Origin of the sequence: Streptomyces sp. CA-249302 (assembly GCF_050936785.1) — a bacterium.
Classification (GTDB): domain Bacteria; phylum Actinomycetota; class Actinomycetes; order Streptomycetales; family Streptomycetaceae; genus Streptomyces.
Window position 1 is genome coordinate 2,959,350 of sequence record NZ_JBNJMG010000001.1, and the last position, 16,915, is coordinate 2,976,264.

General features: G+C 71.5%; 15 protein-coding genes and 1 pseudogene. 8 read left to right on the forward strand and 8 right to left on the reverse strand.

The window, feature by feature from the left end; all coding sequences use genetic code 11:
• Positions 1-105: 105 nt before the first annotated feature.
• The 5 genes from ACQEWB_RS13390 to ACQEWB_RS13410 all read right to left on the reverse strand — a co-directional run bounded on the left by ACQEWB_RS13390 (position 106) and on the right by ACQEWB_RS13410 (position 6,457).
• Positions 106-3,237, reverse strand: coding sequence for an efflux RND transporter permease subunit (locus tag ACQEWB_RS13390; protein WP_432830447.1), 3,132 nt, complete (start codon positions 3,235-3,237; stop codon positions 106-108).
• Between the two features lie 138 nt (positions 3,238-3,375).
• Positions 3,376-4,059, reverse strand: coding sequence for a response regulator (locus tag ACQEWB_RS13395; RefSeq protein WP_432830449.1), 684 nt, complete (start codon positions 4,057-4,059; stop codon positions 3,376-3,378).
• On the reverse strand, positions 4,056-5,279 hold the full coding sequence (locus ACQEWB_RS13400) for a sensor histidine kinase (protein WP_432830451.1): 1,224 nt from the start codon (positions 5,277-5,279) through the stop codon (positions 4,056-4,058). Before ACQEWB_RS13400 ends, ACQEWB_RS13395 begins: the two co-directional genes overlap by 4 nt.
• A gap of 92 nt (positions 5,280-5,371) precedes the next feature.
• On the reverse strand, positions 5,372-5,650 hold the full coding sequence (pspAA, locus tag ACQEWB_RS13405; protein ID WP_432843791.1) for a PspA-associated protein PspAA: 279 nt from the start codon (positions 5,648-5,650) through the stop codon (positions 5,372-5,374).
• 42 nt (positions 5,651-5,692) lie between these two features.
• Positions 5,693-6,457, reverse strand: a complete 765-nt coding sequence (locus ACQEWB_RS13410; RefSeq protein ID WP_432843793.1) for a PspA/IM30 family protein — start codon at positions 6,455-6,457, stop codon at positions 5,693-5,695.
• Between the two features lie 326 nt (positions 6,458-6,783).
• Here ACQEWB_RS13410 and ACQEWB_RS13415 point away from each other — a divergent pair, with 326 nt between their 5' ends.
• The 3 genes and pseudogenes from ACQEWB_RS13415 to ACQEWB_RS13425 all read left to right on the forward strand — a co-directional run bounded on the left by ACQEWB_RS13415 (position 6,784) and on the right by ACQEWB_RS13425 (position 9,311).
• Positions 6,784-7,380, forward strand: a complete 597-nt coding sequence (locus ACQEWB_RS13415; protein WP_432830453.1) for a DUF3043 domain-containing protein — start codon at positions 6,784-6,786, stop codon at positions 7,378-7,380.
• Positions 7,381-7,463: 83 nt separating this feature from the next.
• Positions 7,464-8,164: pseudogene (locus tag ACQEWB_RS13420) on the forward strand (class I SAM-dependent methyltransferase).
• Between the two features lie 79 nt (positions 8,165-8,243).
• Positions 8,244-9,311, forward strand: a complete 1,068-nt coding sequence (locus ACQEWB_RS13425; RefSeq protein WP_432830455.1) for a S1C family serine protease — start codon at positions 8,244-8,246, stop codon at positions 9,309-9,311.
• 44 nt (positions 9,312-9,355) lie between these two features.
• Here the strand turns inward: ACQEWB_RS13425 and ACQEWB_RS13430 are convergent, their stop codons facing one another.
• Positions 9,356-9,568, reverse strand: a complete 213-nt coding sequence (locus ACQEWB_RS13430) for a hypothetical protein (RefSeq protein ID WP_432830457.1) — start codon at positions 9,566-9,568, stop codon at positions 9,356-9,358.
• A 168-nt stretch (positions 9,569-9,736) separates the two neighbouring features.
• Here ACQEWB_RS13430 and ACQEWB_RS13435 point away from each other — a divergent pair, with 168 nt between their 5' ends.
• On the forward strand, positions 9,737-10,939 hold the full coding sequence (locus ACQEWB_RS13435) for a bifunctional adenosylcobinamide kinase/adenosylcobinamide-phosphate guanylyltransferase (protein WP_432830459.1): 1,203 nt from the start codon (positions 9,737-9,739) through the stop codon (positions 10,937-10,939).
• Here ACQEWB_RS13435 and ACQEWB_RS13440 read toward each other — a convergent pair.
• Positions 10,928-11,455, reverse strand: coding sequence for a methyltransferase domain-containing protein (locus ACQEWB_RS13440; protein WP_432830461.1), 528 nt, complete (start codon positions 11,453-11,455; stop codon positions 10,928-10,930). The genes ACQEWB_RS13435 and ACQEWB_RS13440 overlap by 12 nt on opposite strands.
• Positions 11,456-11,593: 138 nt before the next feature.
• Between ACQEWB_RS13440 and cobT the strand changes: the two genes are divergently transcribed.
• From cobT to ACQEWB_RS13455, 3 genes are all read left to right on the forward strand, one after another.
• A complete protein-coding gene (gene cobT / locus ACQEWB_RS13445) occupies positions 11,594-12,700 on the forward strand; it encodes a nicotinate-nucleotide--dimethylbenzimidazole phosphoribosyltransferase (protein WP_432830463.1) in 1,107 nt (368 codons plus the stop codon).
• 76 nt (positions 12,701-12,776) lie between these two features.
• Complete coding sequence (locus ACQEWB_RS13450; protein ID WP_432830465.1) at positions 12,777-14,573, forward strand: phosphatidylglycerol lysyltransferase domain-containing protein; 1,797 nt, start codon at positions 12,777-12,779, stop codon at positions 14,571-14,573.
• Positions 14,574-14,618: 45 nt separating this feature from the next.
• Complete coding sequence (locus ACQEWB_RS13455; RefSeq protein ID WP_432830467.1) at positions 14,619-15,317, forward strand: hypothetical protein; 699 nt, start codon at positions 14,619-14,621, stop codon at positions 15,315-15,317.
• Here ACQEWB_RS13455 and ACQEWB_RS13460 read toward each other — a convergent pair.
• Positions 15,263-16,021 carry a hypothetical protein gene (locus ACQEWB_RS13460; protein WP_432830469.1) on the reverse strand — a complete coding sequence of 253 codons (759 nt, stop codon included), beginning with the start codon at positions 16,019-16,021 and terminating at the stop codon, positions 15,263-15,265. The two genes, ACQEWB_RS13455 and ACQEWB_RS13460, sit on opposite strands and share 55 nt — an antisense overlap.
• Positions 16,022-16,081: 60 nt before the next feature.
• Here ACQEWB_RS13460 and ACQEWB_RS13465 point away from each other — a divergent pair, with 60 nt between their 5' ends.
• Entirely contained in the window at positions 16,082-16,876 is a 795-nt protein-coding gene (locus ACQEWB_RS13465) for an adenosylcobinamide-GDP ribazoletransferase (protein WP_432830471.1), read from the forward strand.
• Positions 16,877-16,915: the final 39 nt, after the last annotated feature.

Here is a 16,915-nt window from a genome sequence, read left to right on the forward strand (position 1 = left end):
TGCACGCACAAGCCCACGTTCCAGGGCCCGTTCCGCCCAATGGGCACAACAGCCGTGCCCGCCCCGGGACTTCTCCCGGGACGGGCATGGTGGGAATCAGTGCGGTCAGACTCCGGCCGGCTCCGGTTCTTCTTCGGCGGCCGGGGTCGGCTGCTGCGAAGGCAGCCCGCCCTTCCTCGCCGCCCGCTTCCTCGCCCGCCGCTCCTTGCGGAGTTCGAGCATCGCGTACAGCGTCGGTACGAGCAGCAGTGTCAGCAGTGTCGACGTGATCAGGCCGCCGATCACCACCACCGCGAGCGGCTGGGCGATGAAGCCGCCCTCTCCCGTGACACCCAGGGCCATGGGCAGCAGGGCGAAGATGGTCGCCAGTGCGGTCATCAGGATGGGGCGCAGACGGTGGCGGCCACCCTCCACCACGGCCTCCACTACGCCGTAACCCTGCTGCCTGTACTGGTTGATCAGGTCGATCAGGACGATCGCGTTCGTCACCACGATGCCGATCAGCATCAGCATGCCGATCATCGCGGGGACGCCCATCGGGGTGCCCGTCAGCACCAGGAGGCCGATCGCTCCCGTCGCCGCGAACGGGATGGAGACCAGGAGGATCAGGGGCTGGGCCAGGGAGCGGAAGGTCGCCACCAGGAGCATGAAGACGATCGCGATCGCCGCCAGCATCGCCAGACCGAGGTTCTTGAACGCGCTGTCCTGGTCGGAGGTGACGCCGCCGATCTGCGCCGTGGCGCCTGCCGGGAGCTTCAGGGAGTCGAGCTTCGAGGTGAGGGCGTTGCTCACCGCTCCCGTGTTGTCGCCGGTCGGCTTCGCCGTGATGGTAGCGGCGCGTTGGCCGTCGATGCGGGTCATCGCGACCGGGCCGTCGACCAGTTGGACGGTGGCGATGTCACCCAGCTTGACCCGGCCGAGGTTCAAGTCACGGAGCCGGCCGAGGGTTTGCGCCGGCTTCGGCGACTTGATGACGACGTCGCGTTCCGTGTCGTCCAGGGTCGCCTTCGCCGCCGTCGTGCCCTTGACCGCCTCGGCCACCACCGCGCCGAGCGTCTGGTCGTCGTAACCGGCCGCGGCCGCCTTGGAGTTGGCCCTCACCGTGATGCGCGGCACGCTCTGCGAGAGGTCGCTGGTCACGTCCGTGACGTCGTCGAGGCTCGCCACCGCGGCCCGCACCTGCTCCGAGGCCGTGCGCAGGACGCCCGCGTCGGCCGACTTCACGACCACGCTCAGGTCCTGGCTGCCGAAGCCGTCACCGGCGGACACGGTGGTCGTGCCGATCCCGGAGAGCTTCTTCAGTCCCGCCTCGATGGCGTCGGTCACGTCGTCGGAGGACGCGTCGTCCTTCAACATCACTTGATACGACGCCTGGTTGGTGTCCGTACCGCCGCCGAAGGCCGCCATGAAACCGGACGAGCCGACGGTCACCTGGTAGTCCTTGACGCCCTTGACCCCGGCGAGCAGGTTCTCGACCTTCTTCGCCTGCTCGTCGGTGGCCGCCAGGCTGGTGCCCGGCTTCAACTCCTGCTTGACGGTGAGGACTTCCTGGTCGCCCTGGTCGAAGAAGTTGGTCTTCAGGAGGGGCGCCATGCCGAAGGTGCCGATGAGGATCACGGCCGCCAGCAGGACGCTCGTAAGCCGGCGGCGGGTCGCGAAGCGGAGGACGGGGACGTAGAGGCGCTGGAGGCGGCTGCTCGCCTCCTTCTCCTCGGCCTGGCGGCGGGCTTCCTCAGCGTCCTCGGGCGTGTTCTTGGGGGCGCGCAGGAACCAGTACGACAGGACCGGTACGACCGTCAGCGACACCAGGAGCGAGGCCAGCAGGGCCGCCGTCACCGTCAGGCTGAACGGGCCGAACAGCTGGCCCACCATGCCGCCGACCAGGCCGACCGGCAGGAAGACGGCGACCGTGGTGAGGGTCGAGGAGGTGACCGCGCCCGCGACCTCGCGGACCGCCTTGAGGATGGCCTCCTGACGTTCCTCGCCGTAGCCCAGGTGCCGTTTGATGTTCTCCAGGACCACGATCGAGTCGTCGACGACCCGGCCGATGGCGATGGTCAGCGCGCCGAGCGTGAGCATGTTGAGCGAGAGGTCGCGGGTCCACAGGACGATCAGGGCCAGCACGATCGAGAGCGGGATGGACACCGCCGTGACGAGCGTGGAGCGGACCGACGCCAGGAAGACCAGGATGACCAGGACCGCGAAGAGCAGGCCGAGGCCGCCCTCCGTGGTCAGGCCGCTGATGGACTTCGAGACCGCCGGGCCCTGGTCGCTGACGACGGTGATCGTCGCGCCGGAGCCCAAGTCCTTGCGCAGCGCCGGGAGTTCGTCCTCGACCGCGTTGGAGATGGCGACCGCGGAGCCGTCGTGGTCCATGGTGACCGTCACGGCGAGGGAGGGCTTGCCGTCGGTGCGGGTGATGGAGTCGGCGGGGGCCTGCTCCTGCTCGACGGACGCCACATCCGACAGCCGTACCGGCTTCTTCGCCGAAGTGCCCTGGGCCGTGACCATCAGGTCCTGGATCTGCTTCAACGAGGTGAATCCGCCGCCCACTTGGACCGTACGGTTGTTGCCGTCCTCGTCGAAGGAGCCCGCCGGGACGGTCGCGCCGCCCGCCTGCAGGGCCTGGCTCAGCGAAGCACTGGTGAGGCCCGCCTGTGCCAGCCTCTTCTCGTCCGGCGTGACGGCGACCTGGAGGTCACGGACACCGTTGACGGTGACCTGGCCGGTGCCGTCGATGTCCTTCAGGGCCGGTACGACCGTCCGGTCGAGCTGGTCGGCGAGGGCCTGCTGGTCCTTGTCGGAGGTGACGGCGAGGGTGACCGTCGGCATGTCGTCCGTGGAACCGGCGACGACCTGCGGGTCGACGGCGTCCGGGAGCTGGGCGCGGGCCCGGTTGACGGCCTGCTGGACGTCGGCGACCAGCTGCTTGGTGTCGGGGCCGTAGTCGAAGGACGCCATGATCACGGCGTTGCCCTCGCTCGCCGTGGAGGTGACGCCCGAAATGCCGTCGACGGCTTCGAGGTTGTCCTCGATGGGCTCGACGACCTGCTTCTCCACGACGTCCGGGGACGCGCCCTGGTAGGGCGCGAGGACGGAGACCACGGGCAGTTCGATGGTGGGCAGGAGTTGCTGTTTCAGCTGGGGTATCGCGATCGCCCCGAAGGCGAGTGCGATGACGGACATCAGGCCGATCAGGGCCCGTTGCGCGAGGCTGAATCGGGACAGCCAGGACATGGGTGAGGGTTCTCGTCTCTGTGAGCGGCAGAAGCGGTGGCCCCTAAACCCTGTGCCATCCATGTGAGGCGATCCGTAGCCCCCAGGTCCATTTCCTTATACGGCGCCTACTCCCGGCGCAGTACGGACGGGTTGAGCTCACTCCACCCTCGGACGTACCAGCCCGGACTCGTAAGCGATCACCACCAGCTGCGCCCGGTCGCGGGCGCCCAGCTTGGCCATGGCCCGGTTGACGTGCGTCTTCACGGTCAGCGGGCTGACCTCCAGGCGCTCGGCGATCTCGTCGTTGGAGTGGCCGCCGGCCACCTGGACGAGGACCTCGCGCTCGCGGACGGTGAGCGCTTCGAGGCGTTCGGCGCGGCCGGGGTCACGGTCGTCGTCGGAGGCGTCGCCCTGGGCGAGGAAGCGGGCGATCAGGCCCTTGGTGGCGGTCGGCGAGAGCAGCGCCTCGCCGCCGGCCGCGACCCGGATGGCGTTGAGCAGCTCGTCCGGTTCGCTGCCCTTGCCGAGGAAGCCGGAGGCGCCGGCCCGCAGGGACTGCACGACGTAGTCGTCGACCTCGAAGGTGGTGAGGATGACGATCCGGACATGCGCCAGGGTGGGGTCGGTGCTGATCATGCGGGTGGCGGCGAGGCCGTCCGTGCCCGGCATCCGGATGTCCATGAGGACGACGTCGGCCCGCTCCTGCTTGGCCAGCCGTACCGCCTCGGCGCCGTCGGAGGCCTCGCCCACCACCTCCATGTCGGGCTCGGAGTCGACCAGGACGCGGAAGGCGCTGCGCAGCAGGGCCTGGTCGTCGGCGAGCAGGACACGGATGGTCATACGCTTCCCCCGGTGGTGGCCGTACGGGTCTTGACGGGCAGGATCGCATGGACGCGGAAGCCGCCGCCGTAGCGGGGGCCGGTGGTGAGGGTGCCGCGCAGGGCGGTGACGCGCTCGCGCATGCCGAGCAGGCCGTGACCGCCGCCGCTGTCGGGGTCGTCGTCCTCGCCGGCGCCGTTGTCCAGGACGGTGATCTCGACGTTCGGGCCGACGCGTACGACGCTGACCTCGGCCTTCGCCTCCGTACCCGCGTGTTTCTGGACGTTGGTGAGGGCTTCCTGGATGACGCGGTAGGCGGCCAGGTCGACGGCGGCGGGGAGGGTGGTGCCATGGTCGGCGCGGGCGACCTCAACGTGCAGGCCCGCACTGCGGAAGGTGCCGACGAGTTCGTCGAGGCGGCTGAGGCCCGGGGCGGGTTCGGTGGGGGCCTCGGGGTCGCCGGACTGTCGGAGCAGGCCGACGGTGGCCCGGAGTTCGTTGAGCGCGGAGCGGCTGGCCTCTCGGACGTGGGCGAGGGCTTCCTTGGCCTGGTCGGGGCGCTTGTCCATGACGTGCGCGGCGACTCCGGCCTGGACGTTGACGAGGGCGATGTGATGGGCGACGACGTCGTGCAGGTCGCGGGCGATGCGGAGGCGTTCCTCGGCGACCCGGCGCCGGGCCTCCTCCTCGCGGGTGCGCTCGGCTCGTTCGGCCCGCTCGCGGATGGCCTGTACGACGGCTCTACGGCTTCGTACGGCATCGCCCGCGGTGGCGCCGATGCCGGTCCAGGCGAAGATCGCGAGGTTCTCCTGGGCGTACCACGGGAGGGGGCCGCCGAGCATCGCGGCGCCGGTCAGGACGGTCATCGTGAGCAGGCCGAGGCGCCAGGTGGTGGGGCGGTCGGTGCTGGCGGCGACGGTGAAGAGGGCGATGACGGCCGACATGGCGACGGGGGCGCGGGGGTCGCCGATCACGCATTCGACGACGGAGACGGTGCCGGTGAGGGCGAGGACGGTTCTGGGGGCGCGGCGGCGGAAGACCAGGGCGAGGGCGCCGAGGGTCATGAGCACCAGGGCGAGGGGGTCGGGGGTGCGGACGCCCCAGGTGACGCCGTCGGCGCCGTGCGGGTCCACGAAGGAGCCGGCCACCATGCAGACGAGGACGCCGGCCGCGAGGGTCGCGTCCAGGGCGAGGGGGTGCGCCTTCAGGTGCCGTCTGCTGCGTTCCAGGGTGCCGCTCACGTTTGAACATTACGGGGCGTCGGTGTGGGCCGGAACTGCTGGTAGCCGTACCTTGCCTTGCCGCCCTTGGGGGCTGCCGCCCCAAAAAACCGTCAGCCCGGGATCAGGCCGTCGTCGCTGAGCAGGTCGCGGACCTCCTGGAGGGTCGCGTCCGGGGACGGGAGGATCAGGTCGGAGGGTTCGAGGGCGTCGTCCGGGAGGGGGGTGCCCAGTTCGCGGACCTTGGTCAGGAGGGCGGCGAGGGTGCGGCGGAAGCCCGGGCCGTCGCCTTTCTCCATCTCCCTCAGGAGTTCGTCGTCCAGCTTGTTGAGTTCGGTGAGGTGGCTGTCGGCCAGCCTCACCTGCCCCTCCCCCATGATCCGTACGACCATGTCGCCCATGTCGGCCCTCCTAGGCGTGGCCCCCGGCGTTCGTCACTGCTTGTCGAAGCGCGGGGTGTCCTGCGGCTGCTGCTGGGACTGAGCCTGCCCTGTGCCGCCCTCGATCGCCTGCTGGGGCGAGCCGCCGGCCAGCTCCGCCTTCATGCGCTGCAGTTCCAGCTCCACGTCCGAACCGCCGGAGATCCGGTCCAGCTCGGCCTGGATCTCGTCCTTGTGCATGCCGGACTGGTCGTCCAGGGCGCCCGAGGCGAGCAGCTCGTCGATCGCGCCGGCGCGGGCCTGGAGCTGCGCCGTCTTGTCCTCGGCACGCTGGATCGCGAGACCGACGTCGCCCATCTCATCCGAGATGCCGGAGAAGGCCTCGCCGATGCGGGTCTGGGCCTGCGCCGCGGTGTACGTGGCCTTGATCGTCTCCTTCTTGGTGCGGAAGGCGTCGACCTTGGCCTGGAGCCGCTGGGCCGCAAGGGTGAGCTTCTCCTCCTCGCCCTGGAGCGTCGCGTGCTGCGTCTCGAGGTCGGTGACCTGCTGCTGGAGCGCGGCGCGGCGGGAGAGCGCCTCGCGGGCCAGGTCCTCGCGGCCCAGCGCGAGCGCCTTGCGGCCCTGGTCCTCCAGCTTGGAGGACTGGGACTGGAGCTGGTTGAGCTGCAGTTCCAGACGCTTGCGGGAGGTGGCCACGTCGGCCACTCCGCGGCGCACCTTCTGGAGCAGCTCCAGCTGCTTCTGGTACGAGTAATCGAGGGTTTCGCGCGGGTCCTCGGCCCGGTCAAGGGCCTTGTTCGCCTTCGCGCGGAAGATCATCCCCATACGCTTCATGACACCGCTCATGGGCTTCGCGCGCCCCCTTCTGACGGACTTCCAGCTCCAGCTCTGCGACAGAACCCACAGTACGGGCCCTGCATCCATTGACGCACTGTTCCGGGACGGATGCGCTCATCCCCAAGGACGACTGCACGCGCTGCCGCTCCGGCGTAGGGAGTAGGTGGCCCCCCAGGTGTCTTGCAGAGATCCCTGCCGGGATCCCCCTGGAAAACCGCCCCCTCTGTCCCTTACATGACGACTGGTGTTGCCGGATCGTTCCCCGCGGGGCTGGGGTCCAACCCCGGGACCCCTTACCCTTGGGTTTTGTGTTCCGTAGCCGTGCCAAGGAAGAGAAGGCCCCCGCCGACAAGGCGGGCTTGACCGACTCCAAGCAGACCCGTGACCCGCAGGCCCCCAAGGGCCGCCCCACGCCCAAGCGCAGTGAGGCCCAGTCCCAGCGCCGCAGCGTGGCCAACACCTCGCTGACGCGCAAGGACGCGGCCAAGCGGCAGCGCGAGGACCGCCGTGCCGCCCTGGAGCGGCAGCGCCAGGCGCTGGCCGGCGGTGACGAGCGGTATCTGCCCGCCCGCGACAAGGGCCCGGTGCGCAAGTTCGCCCGCGACTGGGTCGACTCGCGGTTGAACGTGGCGGAGTTCTTCCTGCCGATGGCCGTGGTCATCCTGGTGCTGAGCGTGGTGCGGGTGGCCTCGCTGCAGAACATCGCGCTGCTGCTGTGGCTGGTCGTGATCGTGCTGATCGTGGTCGACGCGATCGTCAGCGTCTTCCGGCTGCGCAAGGCGCTCGCCGCGCGCTTCCCCGGCCAGAGCACCAAGGGCGCGACTCGGTACGCCCTGATGCGCTCGCTCCAGATGCGTCGGCTCCGGCTGCCGAAGCCGCAGGTCAAGCGCGGAGAGCGGCCCTGAGCACTACGTCGTTCTCCGGGGGCGCGGCGGAATCCTGGCTGGCGAAGCTGGGTGGGCTGCGGAACGCCGTACGGCAGGAGTTGGTGGCCCGGCAGCTCGACGAGCAGATAGCCGGGCGGTACCCGGTCGGGCAGCGGCTGCGGGTGCTCGACGTGGGGATGGGCCAGGGCACGCAGGCACTGCGGCTGGCCCGGGCCGGACACCAGGTGACCGGCGTCGAGCAGGACGCCACCATGGTCGCGGCCGCGCGGGAGGCCCTGGCGGCCGAGCCCGAGGGCATCCGGGAGCGGGTGCGGATCGTGCAGGGCGACGGCCGGGACACCGGGGTGCACTTCCTGCCGGGCAGCTTCGACGTGGTGCTCTGCCACGGCGTGCTCATGTACGTCGAGGAGCCGGACGCCCTGCTGGCGGGGCTGGCGCGGATGCTGGCCCCGGGGGCCTGCTGTCGCTGCTGGTGCGCAACGCGGACGCGCTCGCGATGCGGCCCGGGCTGTACGGCGACTGGGCCGGCGCCCTGGCCTCCTTCGACACCGTGTCGTACACGAACCGGCTGGGCCTCGATGTCCGGGCCGACCGGCTGGAGACGCTGACGAACGCGCTCGCCGGCATCGGCGCGCCGCTGCACGCCTGGTACGGGGTGCGGGTGTTCACGGACACGGCGACGGACGACGCGGAGGCCCCGGCCGACGTGGAGACACTGCTGGCGGCGGAGGAGCGGGCCGGGCGGACGGATCCGTACCGGTCGGTGGCGGCACTGCTGCACCTGTGCGGAGTGCGCGGCTAGCGGCCCGGGGCATCCGCGGATGCGCTCGTTCGGGGGAGCAGTACAAGCCGGACGATCACCCCGAAGTGAGACTCGGGGCATGGACGTCTCCCGCACCCGTGCCCTCCGTCTGCTCGCTCCCCTCGCCGCGCTCGCGCTGCTGACCGCCTGCTCGGACTCCGGTTCCGCCGGGAAGTCGGACGCGTCGACCAAGCAGGCCGCGCAGGCCGCCGTACCCGCGTCGGGCAACGATCTGCAGAGCGACTACCAGAAGGTGATCAAGGACGTTCTGCCGTCGGTCGTGCAGATCCAGGCGAGCAGTGATCTCGGGTCGGGGGTCGTGTATGACGACAAGGGGCACATCGTCACCAACGCGCACGTCGTCGGGGACGAGAAGACCTTCGAGGTGACGACCGCCAACAGCGAGGACACGCTGACCGCGAAGCTCGTCTACTCGTACCCGGAGCAGGACCTCGCCGTCATCAAGCTGGACAAGGTGCCGGACGGGCTGAAGGCGGCCATGTTCGGGGACTCCGCGAAGGTCCAGGTCGGGCAGATCGTGCTGGCGATGGGCTCGCCGCTGGGGCTGTCGTCCAGCGTGACGCAGGGAATCGTGTCGGCCACCGGGCGGACGGTGAGCGAGGGCGGCTCGGACGGGAGCACGGGGGCGACGATCCCGAACATGATCCAGACCTCCGCGGCCATCAACCCCGGCAACAGCGGCGGCGCCCTGGTCGACCTGGACGGGCAGGTCATCGGCATCCCGACGCTCGCCGCCATCGACCCCAACATGGGCAACAGCGCCGCGCCCGGCATCGGGTTCGCGATCCCGGCGTCGATGGTGCGGACGGTCGCCGACCAGATCATCAAGGACGGCAAGGTCACCGACTCGGGCCGGGCCGCGCTCGGCATCACGGGCCGTACGGTCGTGGACGACGAATTCAAGGCCGCCGGCGTCGCGGTGGTCGAGGTGAAGAGCGGCGGGGCGGCCGACCAGGCCGGGATCGAGGCCGGGGACGTCATCACCCGGCTCGGTGACACGGACATCACCACCATCACGTCCCTGTCCGAGGCGCTGGCGGCGGACAAGCCCGGTGACAGGACGTCGGTGACGTACACCCGCAACGGGGACGAGAAGAAGACCGACGTGACGCTGGGCGAGCAGTGAGGCGGGGGGCGGCCTGCGAGCAGTCGGGCCGCCCCCTTGGCGTCCTACGCCTCCGCGGAACGCAGGCTCATCGGCCCGTAGATCTCCGCGGCGTCCTCGAACAGCCGCACCTGCTCGGCGCCGCCTTCGAGGAGGGCCTTCCAGTGCTCCCCGATCCACGACTCGGCATCGCCCTGCGTGGTGAACTCCTCGGGCTGCACCGCGGGCTGGACCTCCCCGCCGTCGGCCTTCTCGAACCGCCACGTCCATGCCGCCATGTCGCCTCCGCTGAGTTGAGCCGTGAGCAACCTACGGTAGTTGATCGCGTACCGGCCGGTGGGGGTTGGTCGCGCACCCGCGGCGGTGGCCGCATATCGATACGTCCCGCGCCCCTTAGGGCGTATCCCGTGGCGCAGTACCAAAGGTGAGCGGCGAAAATCATTCCTGTGGAAGTGACTCTGCTCGGTACCGGTGCCCCCGCGGGACTCCCCCGCCCCGACTGCCCCTGCGCGGCGTGCGCGGTCGCGCTCGGCCAGGACGCGCGCGCGGCGACCGCGCTGCTGGTGGACGGGACCCTGCTGCTGGACCTGACGCCGGGCGCGGCGTTCGCGGCCGCGCGGGCGGGCCATTCGCTGGGCGGTGTACGGCAGGTGCTGCTGACCCATCCGCACGATGGACCGGCCGTGGAGGTGCCGGCCGGGCTGCCGCAGCCGGGGCGGGTGCCGGACGGGCGGGAGCTGGCGCTGCTGACGGGGCATCGGGTCCGGGCGGTGGCGATGGACGCGCCGGGCACGGGGTACGCGGTGACCGGCCCGAACGGGCAGCGGCTGCTGTATCTGCCGCCGGGGGCGGCGCCGGCCGGGCTGGAGACCAACGGCTCAATGGTATGTGACATACTACTATCCGACGTAGTAGGCCGCCCGGACGCCCTCGCCAAGCTGCGAGCGTCCGGTGCCGTCGGGCCGACCACCGATGTCATCGCCGTACATCTGGACCATGACGTGCCGCCGGGTGCCGAGTTGCGGCGGCGGCTCGCGGCGGCCGGGGCGCGGGCCGTGCCGGACGGGGCGACGCTGACCGTGGGCGTCTACGAGGACGTGCCCGACGTGCCGCGGCGGACACTGGTGCTCGGCGGGGCGCGGTCCGGGAAGTCGGTGGAGGCCGAGCGCCGCCTGGAGGCCTTCCCGGACGTGCTGTACGTGGCGACCGGCGGTCGGCGCGGCGGCGACACCGAGTGGGCCACGCGGGTCGCCGCGCACCGCGAGCGGCGACCGGGCTCCTGGCGTACGACGGAGACCTGCGACCTCGTACCGCTGCTGGCCGAGGACGGGGCGCCGTTGCTGATCGACTGTCTCTCCCTGTGGCTGACGGACGCGATGGACTCCGTCGGGGCGTGGGACGACGCGGTGTGGGCGGACGGCGGCGAACGGGCTCTGCGGGACCGGGTGCGCGAGCTGACGGAGGCGGTGCGCGCGTCCCGGCGGACCGTGGTCGCCGTATCGAACGAGGTGGGGTCGGGGATCGTGCCGGCCACGGTGTCGGGGCGGCGGTACCGGGACGAACTCGGGCGGCTGAACGCCGCGTTCGCGGACGAGTGCGAGCAGGTGGTGCTGGTGGTGGCGGGTCAGGCCTCGGTGCTACGAGGGTGAGGGGTCCCGGCGCGCGACGACGCGGTGGGTGTTGGTGGCGAAGCGGTCGAGGACTAGGCGGGTCGTGGTGAGGATCGTGCAGGGGCGGGGGTCCAGCTCGGTGCGGAGGGCGTCCGCGTGGGACTGGGGGAACTCCAGAAGCAGGATGCCGGCGGGGCGCAGGGCCGCCACGGCCGCGTCGAGTTCCTCGGCGGTGGCCGGGGGGCGGAGCAGGGTGACGACGTCGTAGCGGGCGCGCAGGGCCGTCGCCAGGTCCGCGAGGGTGCCGACGTGGGCCTCCTCGATGCGTTCGGCCTCGCGGGCCCGTGTCACGCGGGTGGTGGTGTCCGTGCCGTCGAAGGACGTGTACGGGAAGAGCTCGCGGGCGGTCTCGGGGAAGTGCGCGTCGCCCGTGCCGACGTCCAGCCAGCTCTCCGGTTCGGGGAGAACTCTCAGGACCGCGCGGGCGGTTGAGCGGTGGCGGCGTTGTCGGTCGAGGTCGCGGACGCGGGTGCGCAGACGGTTCACGGAGTTCATGGACGGCTCCCGGGGACGTAGGACAATCCACTGCAAAACGGAAAGTATGGGATCTTGATCTTGGGAGCAACGACGTCCGGGGCGCGTGGTGGCGATGTGGCGCGATGACGTTCGATCGGTGCCGGTACTGTTCGGCGAATGAGCTCGCTTAATCTCGACGACTTCACCGATCTGATCGAGCGCCCCGACGGCGGGGTGCGCCGCGACGCGGAGGCGCGCCGGGAGCGTCAGATCGTGCCGCCCGGATCGCTGGGCCGCCTCGACGACCTGGGTGAGTGGCTGTCCGCGGCACAGGCCTCGGTGCCGGTACGGCCGATCGAACAGCCCCGGGTGGTGCTCTTCGCCGGCGACCACGGCATCGCCGAACTGGGCGTCTCGGCACGGCCCGCGGGCAGCGCCGGCGAGCTCGTGCGGGAGATCCTGGAGGGCGGCCGTCCGGTCTCGGTGCTGGCCCGCCGGCTCGGCGTCCCGGTGCGGATCGTCGACCTGGCCCTGGACTGCGACCCGGACTCGCTGCCCGACGAGGTGGTACGGCACCGGGTGCGGCGCGGCAGCGGCCGTATCGACGTCGAGGACGCGCTGACGGCCGAGGAGGCCGAGGCGGCGTTCCGGGCCGGGGTCACGGTGGCCGACGAGGAGGCCGACGCCGGTACGGATCTGGTGGTGCTCGGCGATGTGAGCGTGGGCGGGACGACGGCGGCCGGTGTGCTGGTCGCCGCGCTGTGCGGGACCGACGCGTCGGTGGTGACCGGGCGGGGCGGGCTCGCGATCGACGACCTGGCGTGGATGCGCAAGTGCGCGGCGATCCGGGACGCGCTGCGGCGGGCCCGGCCGGTGCTCGGGGACCAGTTGCAGCTGCTCGCGACCGTGGGCGGGGCCGACCTCACGGCGATGACCGGGTTCCTGCTCCAGAGCGCGGTGCGCAAGACGCCGGTGATTCTGGACGGCGTCGTCGCGGCCGCGTGTGCGCTGGTGGCGCAGCGGATCGCGTTCCGGGCGCCGGACTGGTGGCTGGCGGCGCACGACAGCGGGGAGCCGGGGCAGGCGAAGGCCCTGGACCGGATGGCGCTGGAACCGCTGCTGTCGCACGGCGTGACGGTGGGCGAGGGCGCGGGGGCGCTGCTGGCGCTGCCCCTCGTACAGGCCGCGGCGGCGCTGGCCGCGGAGCTGCCGGAGAAGCCGACGGTCGACGAAGAGCCTGCGGTTTCCGAGGAACCGGAGAAAGAAGAGACCGACCCGGTCTGAGAAGAGCCGGAAGTCGACCGACCCCAGCCGAAAGATGGAGGGGTTGGCCGGGGCATCCACCATATGATCCCTTCTCATGGGAGATGCCCGAATTGACGTACCGCAGGAACGTGTCCCGGCCAGGCCGGGCGAGCGGGCCCGCCGGTCCACCACCGCCTCGCGGCGGGCCGCCGCTTTCGCCGTCTGGTACCTGCGGGCCGTCGCGTTCGTCAACTTCCTCAGTGCCGTATGGCTCTCCCTGGGGCAGGACGTGCGCCGGCACAACCAGGAGAACTTCTTCACGCCGTACCTGCTGACCGCGGGCTTCGCCTCCGGCGTGTTCACGGCGTTCCTCGCCATCACCATGAGGCGCCGCAAACGGGCCGCGTGGATCCTCAACCTCGCGCTGGCCGGCCCCTTCCTCGCCCTGTTCGGCTTCGCCCTGTCCTTCCCGGAGATCCGGCAGTACGCCCAGAACTGGATCTCGCTGGCCCTCACCGCCGCCTTCGTGGCCGCGCTGCTCGTCGGTCGCAGGGAGTTCTACGCCAAGGGCGACCGCTCCAACCCGAGACTCGCCGCCGCCGTCGCGGTCGGCGGCACACTGGTCGCCTCGCTGCTGGCCGGCCTGCTGGTGACCGTCACCAACCAGGCGCCGGACGCGGCGAGTTCGACCTTCCTGGAGCGCTGGCGCTACGGCACCTTCCGGCTGGTGTCGGTCGCCGTGGACGAGTCCCGCTTCCCCGGCGTCGACGCGCCGAACTGGGTCAACGTCGCCATCAACGCGCTCAGCACCGCCCTCGTCCTCGCCGTCTTCTACGCCGCCTTCCGCTCCCGGCGCGCCGTCGACCCGATCACCGAGGACGACGAGAAGCGGCTGCGGGTGCTGCTCGACAGGAACGGCGAGCGGGACTCCCTCGGCTACTTCTCGCTGCGCCGGGAGAAGAGCGTGGTGTGGTCGCCGACCGGGAAGGCCGCCGTCGCCTACCGGGTGGTGGGCGGCGTCTCGCTGGCCTCCGGCGATCCGATCGGCGATCCGGAGGCCTGGCCGGGTGCCATCGACCCGTGGCTGGCCGAGGCGCGGGCGCACGGGTGGATCCCGGCGGTGATGGGCGCGAGCGAGGAGGCCGGGACCGTGTACGCGCGGCATGGTCTGGACGCGCTGGAGCTCGGCGACGAAGCCCTGGTGGAGGTCGCCGAGTTCACCCTGGAGGGGCGGGCCATGCGGACCGTGCGGCAGGCCTACAACCGGGTGAAGCGGGCCGGGTACACGGTGCGGATCCGGCGGCACGAGGACATCCCGGCGGACGAGATGGCGTATCTGCTCAAGCGGGCCGACGACTGGCGGGACGGGGCGACCGAGCGCGGTTTCAGCATGGCACTCGGGCGGCTCGGGGACCCCGAGGACGGGCAGTGCGTGATGCTCGAATGCTCGGACGGGCAGGGCGAGTTGAAGGCCGTGCTGTCCTTCGTGCCCTGGGGGCCGCACGGGCTCTCCCTCGACCTCATGCGGCGCGACCGGGACTCCGACAACGGGCTGATGGAGTTCATGGTGCTCGAACTCCTGCGCCGCGCCGGGGAGATCGGCATCACCCAGGTCTCGCTCAACTTCGCCATGTTCCGCTCGGTCTTCGAACGCGGTGCCCGGCTCGGCGCCGGGCCGGTGCTGCGGCTGTGGCGCTCGCTGCTGAGCTTCTTCTCGCGCTGGTGGCAGATCGAGTCGCTGTACCGCGCCAACGCCAAGTACCGGCCCATCTGGGAGCCGCGGTTCCTGCTCTTCGAGAAGAGCGCGGACCTCCCGCGCATCGGCATCGCGTCGGCCCGCGCGGAGGGCTTCCTGGAGGCGCCCGGCCTGCCCAAGTGGCTGCACCGCAAGCACCTCGAGACGCACCGCTAGAGCAGTCGGCACAGGACCCGGAACCGCACAGACGAGGACCGCCGGATGAACACCCTCGCCCGCTGGGCCCGTGCCGAATGGGGGCTCCTGTACGTCACGGTGCGCGAACCGCTGGTCAAGCGGCGGTGGCGGGCGATCCCGATGACGCTCGCGGCGGTGGCGCTGACGGCGGCCATACAGCTCGTGCAGAACCAGTCATGGGGCTACCGGTTCGTGCAGGACGTGGGGGGAGTGCGGGCCGAGGATCCGCTGTGGTCGGCCCTGCTCCGTACTCCCGTGTCGCTGTTCGTGCCCGCCCTCGACCTGCCGGTCTGGGGCGCCCTCGCACAGATCCTGTTCGTGTTCGGTATCGCGGAGATCTGCCTCGGCCAGTGGCGCACCCTCGTCATCGCGTACACCGCCACCCTCGCCGGGACGCTGTACGCGCGCGTGGGCATCCGGCTCGGCTTCGACAACCTCCTCGGCCTGCCCGCCTCGGACGCCCTGGTCGTGGACACCGGCCCGTCGGCGGCCGTGGTGGGCCTGGCCGTCTTCGTCGGATGGCGGTACGGCGCCCACGTCACGGCGGGTGTGGTGGCCGCGGCGATGGTGGTCGAGGTGATGCTGAAGGGGAACCTCGCCGGCAAGGAGCACCTGGCGGCGATCGGGGCGGTGGTGCTGCTGATCGGGATCTCGGCGCTGCGGCACCGTCACCGGCGCTCCAGGACGGGGTCGGGGTCCGGCTTTCCGCCGATCAGGTCCTGAATCCTGCGGCGGGGTCCGGCCCAGCGGCGGTCGTGGTGGTAGGCGCGCAGGATGGACTTGGCGCGGGCGCGCGGGCGGCGGCCGTAGAAGCGGCGGGCCCACGGGGAGGCGGGCCGGGCCAGCCGGACCATGCCGATCAGGCCGACCAGCGGGACGATCACGCTGAAGATCGCCATCCGGGCCTTGCCCTTGCTCAGGACGACCAGGGAGAAGAGGAAGTTGATCGCGACGGTCGAGATCACGCTGCCGCGGTCCTGGAGTTCCTCCGCACTCATGTCGTTGACGCCGAACGGCGAGAAGCCGGCGAGCATCAGGCCGACCAGAGCCGCCGTCAGCACCACGACCTCGACGCTCTTGCGGCCCTCCTCGGTCCAGTAGACGTCGTCGAGGTGCAGGATCAGCGCGAACTCGTCGAGGACCAGACCGGCGCCGACCCCGAAGATCACCGCGCAGACGGCCGCGCCGAAGCCGTGCCGGCCGCTGGCCACCGCCCCGAAGCCGCCGACGACGGTCAGGATGACGCCCGGCACCACGTGATGGATGTGCAGCCCGCCCGCCTTGACGTTGCCGAAGGGCCCCTTGCCCGCCCGGATGAGACGGGTGATGACCCGGGTGATCAGGAACGTCAGCACGAACGCGGTGAGGGCGAGGAGCAGCGGCAGCTTGCCGGGCTCGATGATGTTGCGCTGTAGCCAATGTCCCATATGCGCACTGTATCCACGGCCGCCGCGTGCCTCCCGCGGACCGCCGGGTAACCTGCGCCGGTGCCCGAACCCTCCAAGACCCCCTGGCCGGACGGCCTCCGTTTCGCCTTCGGCACGCTCACCGTGCTGCCGGTGAAGGTGACCCGCTGGGACCGGGACGCGGCCCGCGGCGGCATGCTCTGCGCCCCGCTGGCCGGGCTGGTCGTGGGCGGCTCCGCGGCCCTGCTCGGCGTACTCCTGCTGGCTCTCGGCGCGGGCCCGCTGCTCGCCGCCGTCGCCTCCGTGGCCGTACCCGCCGCGCTCACCCGGGGTCTGCACCTGGACGGGCTCGCGGACACCGCGGACGGGCTCGGCAGCGGGAAGCCCGCCGAGGACGCGCTGCGGATCATGAAGCAGTCGGACATCGGGCCGTTCGGGGTCATCACCCTCGTCTTCGTGCTGTTCGCCCAAGTGGCCGCGCTCGCCCAGGCCTACGGCGGCTCGTGGGGCCGGGGCGCGCTGGCGGCCGTGGTCTCGGCGACCGCGGCCCGGCTGGCGCTCACCCTGGCGGCCAGGGCGGGTGTGCCGGCCGCACGCCCCGAGGGGCTGGGGGCGGCGGTCGCGGGGGTGGTGCCGGTACGGGGCGCGGTGGCCGCGGCCGTGGTGGTGACCGCGGTGGCGGCGGGCGCGGGGGCGCTCGTGTCGTCGTACGACATCGTCCGTACGGCGCTCGCGGTCGTCGTGTCGGCGGGGGTCGCCGAACTCCTCCTGCGGCACTGCACCCGCCGGTTCGGCGGGGTCACCGGCGATGTGTTCGGCGGGCTCGCCGAGACGGCTGCGACGGTTTCGCTGCTGGTGTTGTCCCTGGGGCACTAGTCTCGTTCACCGTACACGGACAAGTGTTGGTCGATCGGG

Excerpts from the sequence above, each read along its gene's own strand:
- ACQEWB_RS13390 (WP_432830447.1), bottom strand. The coding sequence starts at position 3,237 with ATGTCCTGGCTGTCCCGATTCAGCCTCGCGCAACGGGCCCTGATCGGC.
- ACQEWB_RS13395 (WP_432830449.1), bottom strand. The coding sequence starts at position 4,059 with ATGACCATCCGTGTCCTGCTCGCCGACGACCAGGCCCTGCTGCGCAGC.
- pspAA (WP_432843791.1), bottom strand. The coding sequence starts at position 5,650 with ATGGTCGTACGGATCATGGGGGAGGGGCAGGTGAGGCTGGCCGACAGC.
- ACQEWB_RS13410 (WP_432843793.1), bottom strand. The coding sequence starts at position 6,457 with ATGATCTTCCGCGCGAAGGCGAACAAGGCCCTTGACCGGGCCGAGGAC.
- ACQEWB_RS13425 (WP_432830455.1), top strand. The coding sequence starts at position 8,244 with ATGGACGTCTCCCGCACCCGTGCCCTCCGTCTGCTCGCTCCCCTCGCC.
- ACQEWB_RS13430 (WP_432830457.1), bottom strand. The coding sequence starts at position 9,568 with ATGGCGGCATGGACGTGGCGGTTCGAGAAGGCCGACGGCGGGGAGGTC.
- ACQEWB_RS13440 (WP_432830461.1), bottom strand. The coding sequence starts at position 11,455 with ATGAACTCCGTGAACCGTCTGCGCACCCGCGTCCGCGACCTCGACCGA.
- cobT (WP_432830463.1), top strand. The coding sequence starts at position 11,594 with ATGAGCTCGCTTAATCTCGACGACTTCACCGATCTGATCGAGCGCCCC.
- ACQEWB_RS13450 (WP_432830465.1), top strand. The coding sequence starts at position 12,777 with ATGGGAGATGCCCGAATTGACGTACCGCAGGAACGTGTCCCGGCCAGG.
- ACQEWB_RS13455 (WP_432830467.1), top strand. The coding sequence starts at position 14,619 with ATGAACACCCTCGCCCGCTGGGCCCGTGCCGAATGGGGGCTCCTGTAC.
- ACQEWB_RS13460 (WP_432830469.1), bottom strand. The coding sequence starts at position 16,021 with ATGGGACATTGGCTACAGCGCAACATCATCGAGCCCGGCAAGCTGCCG.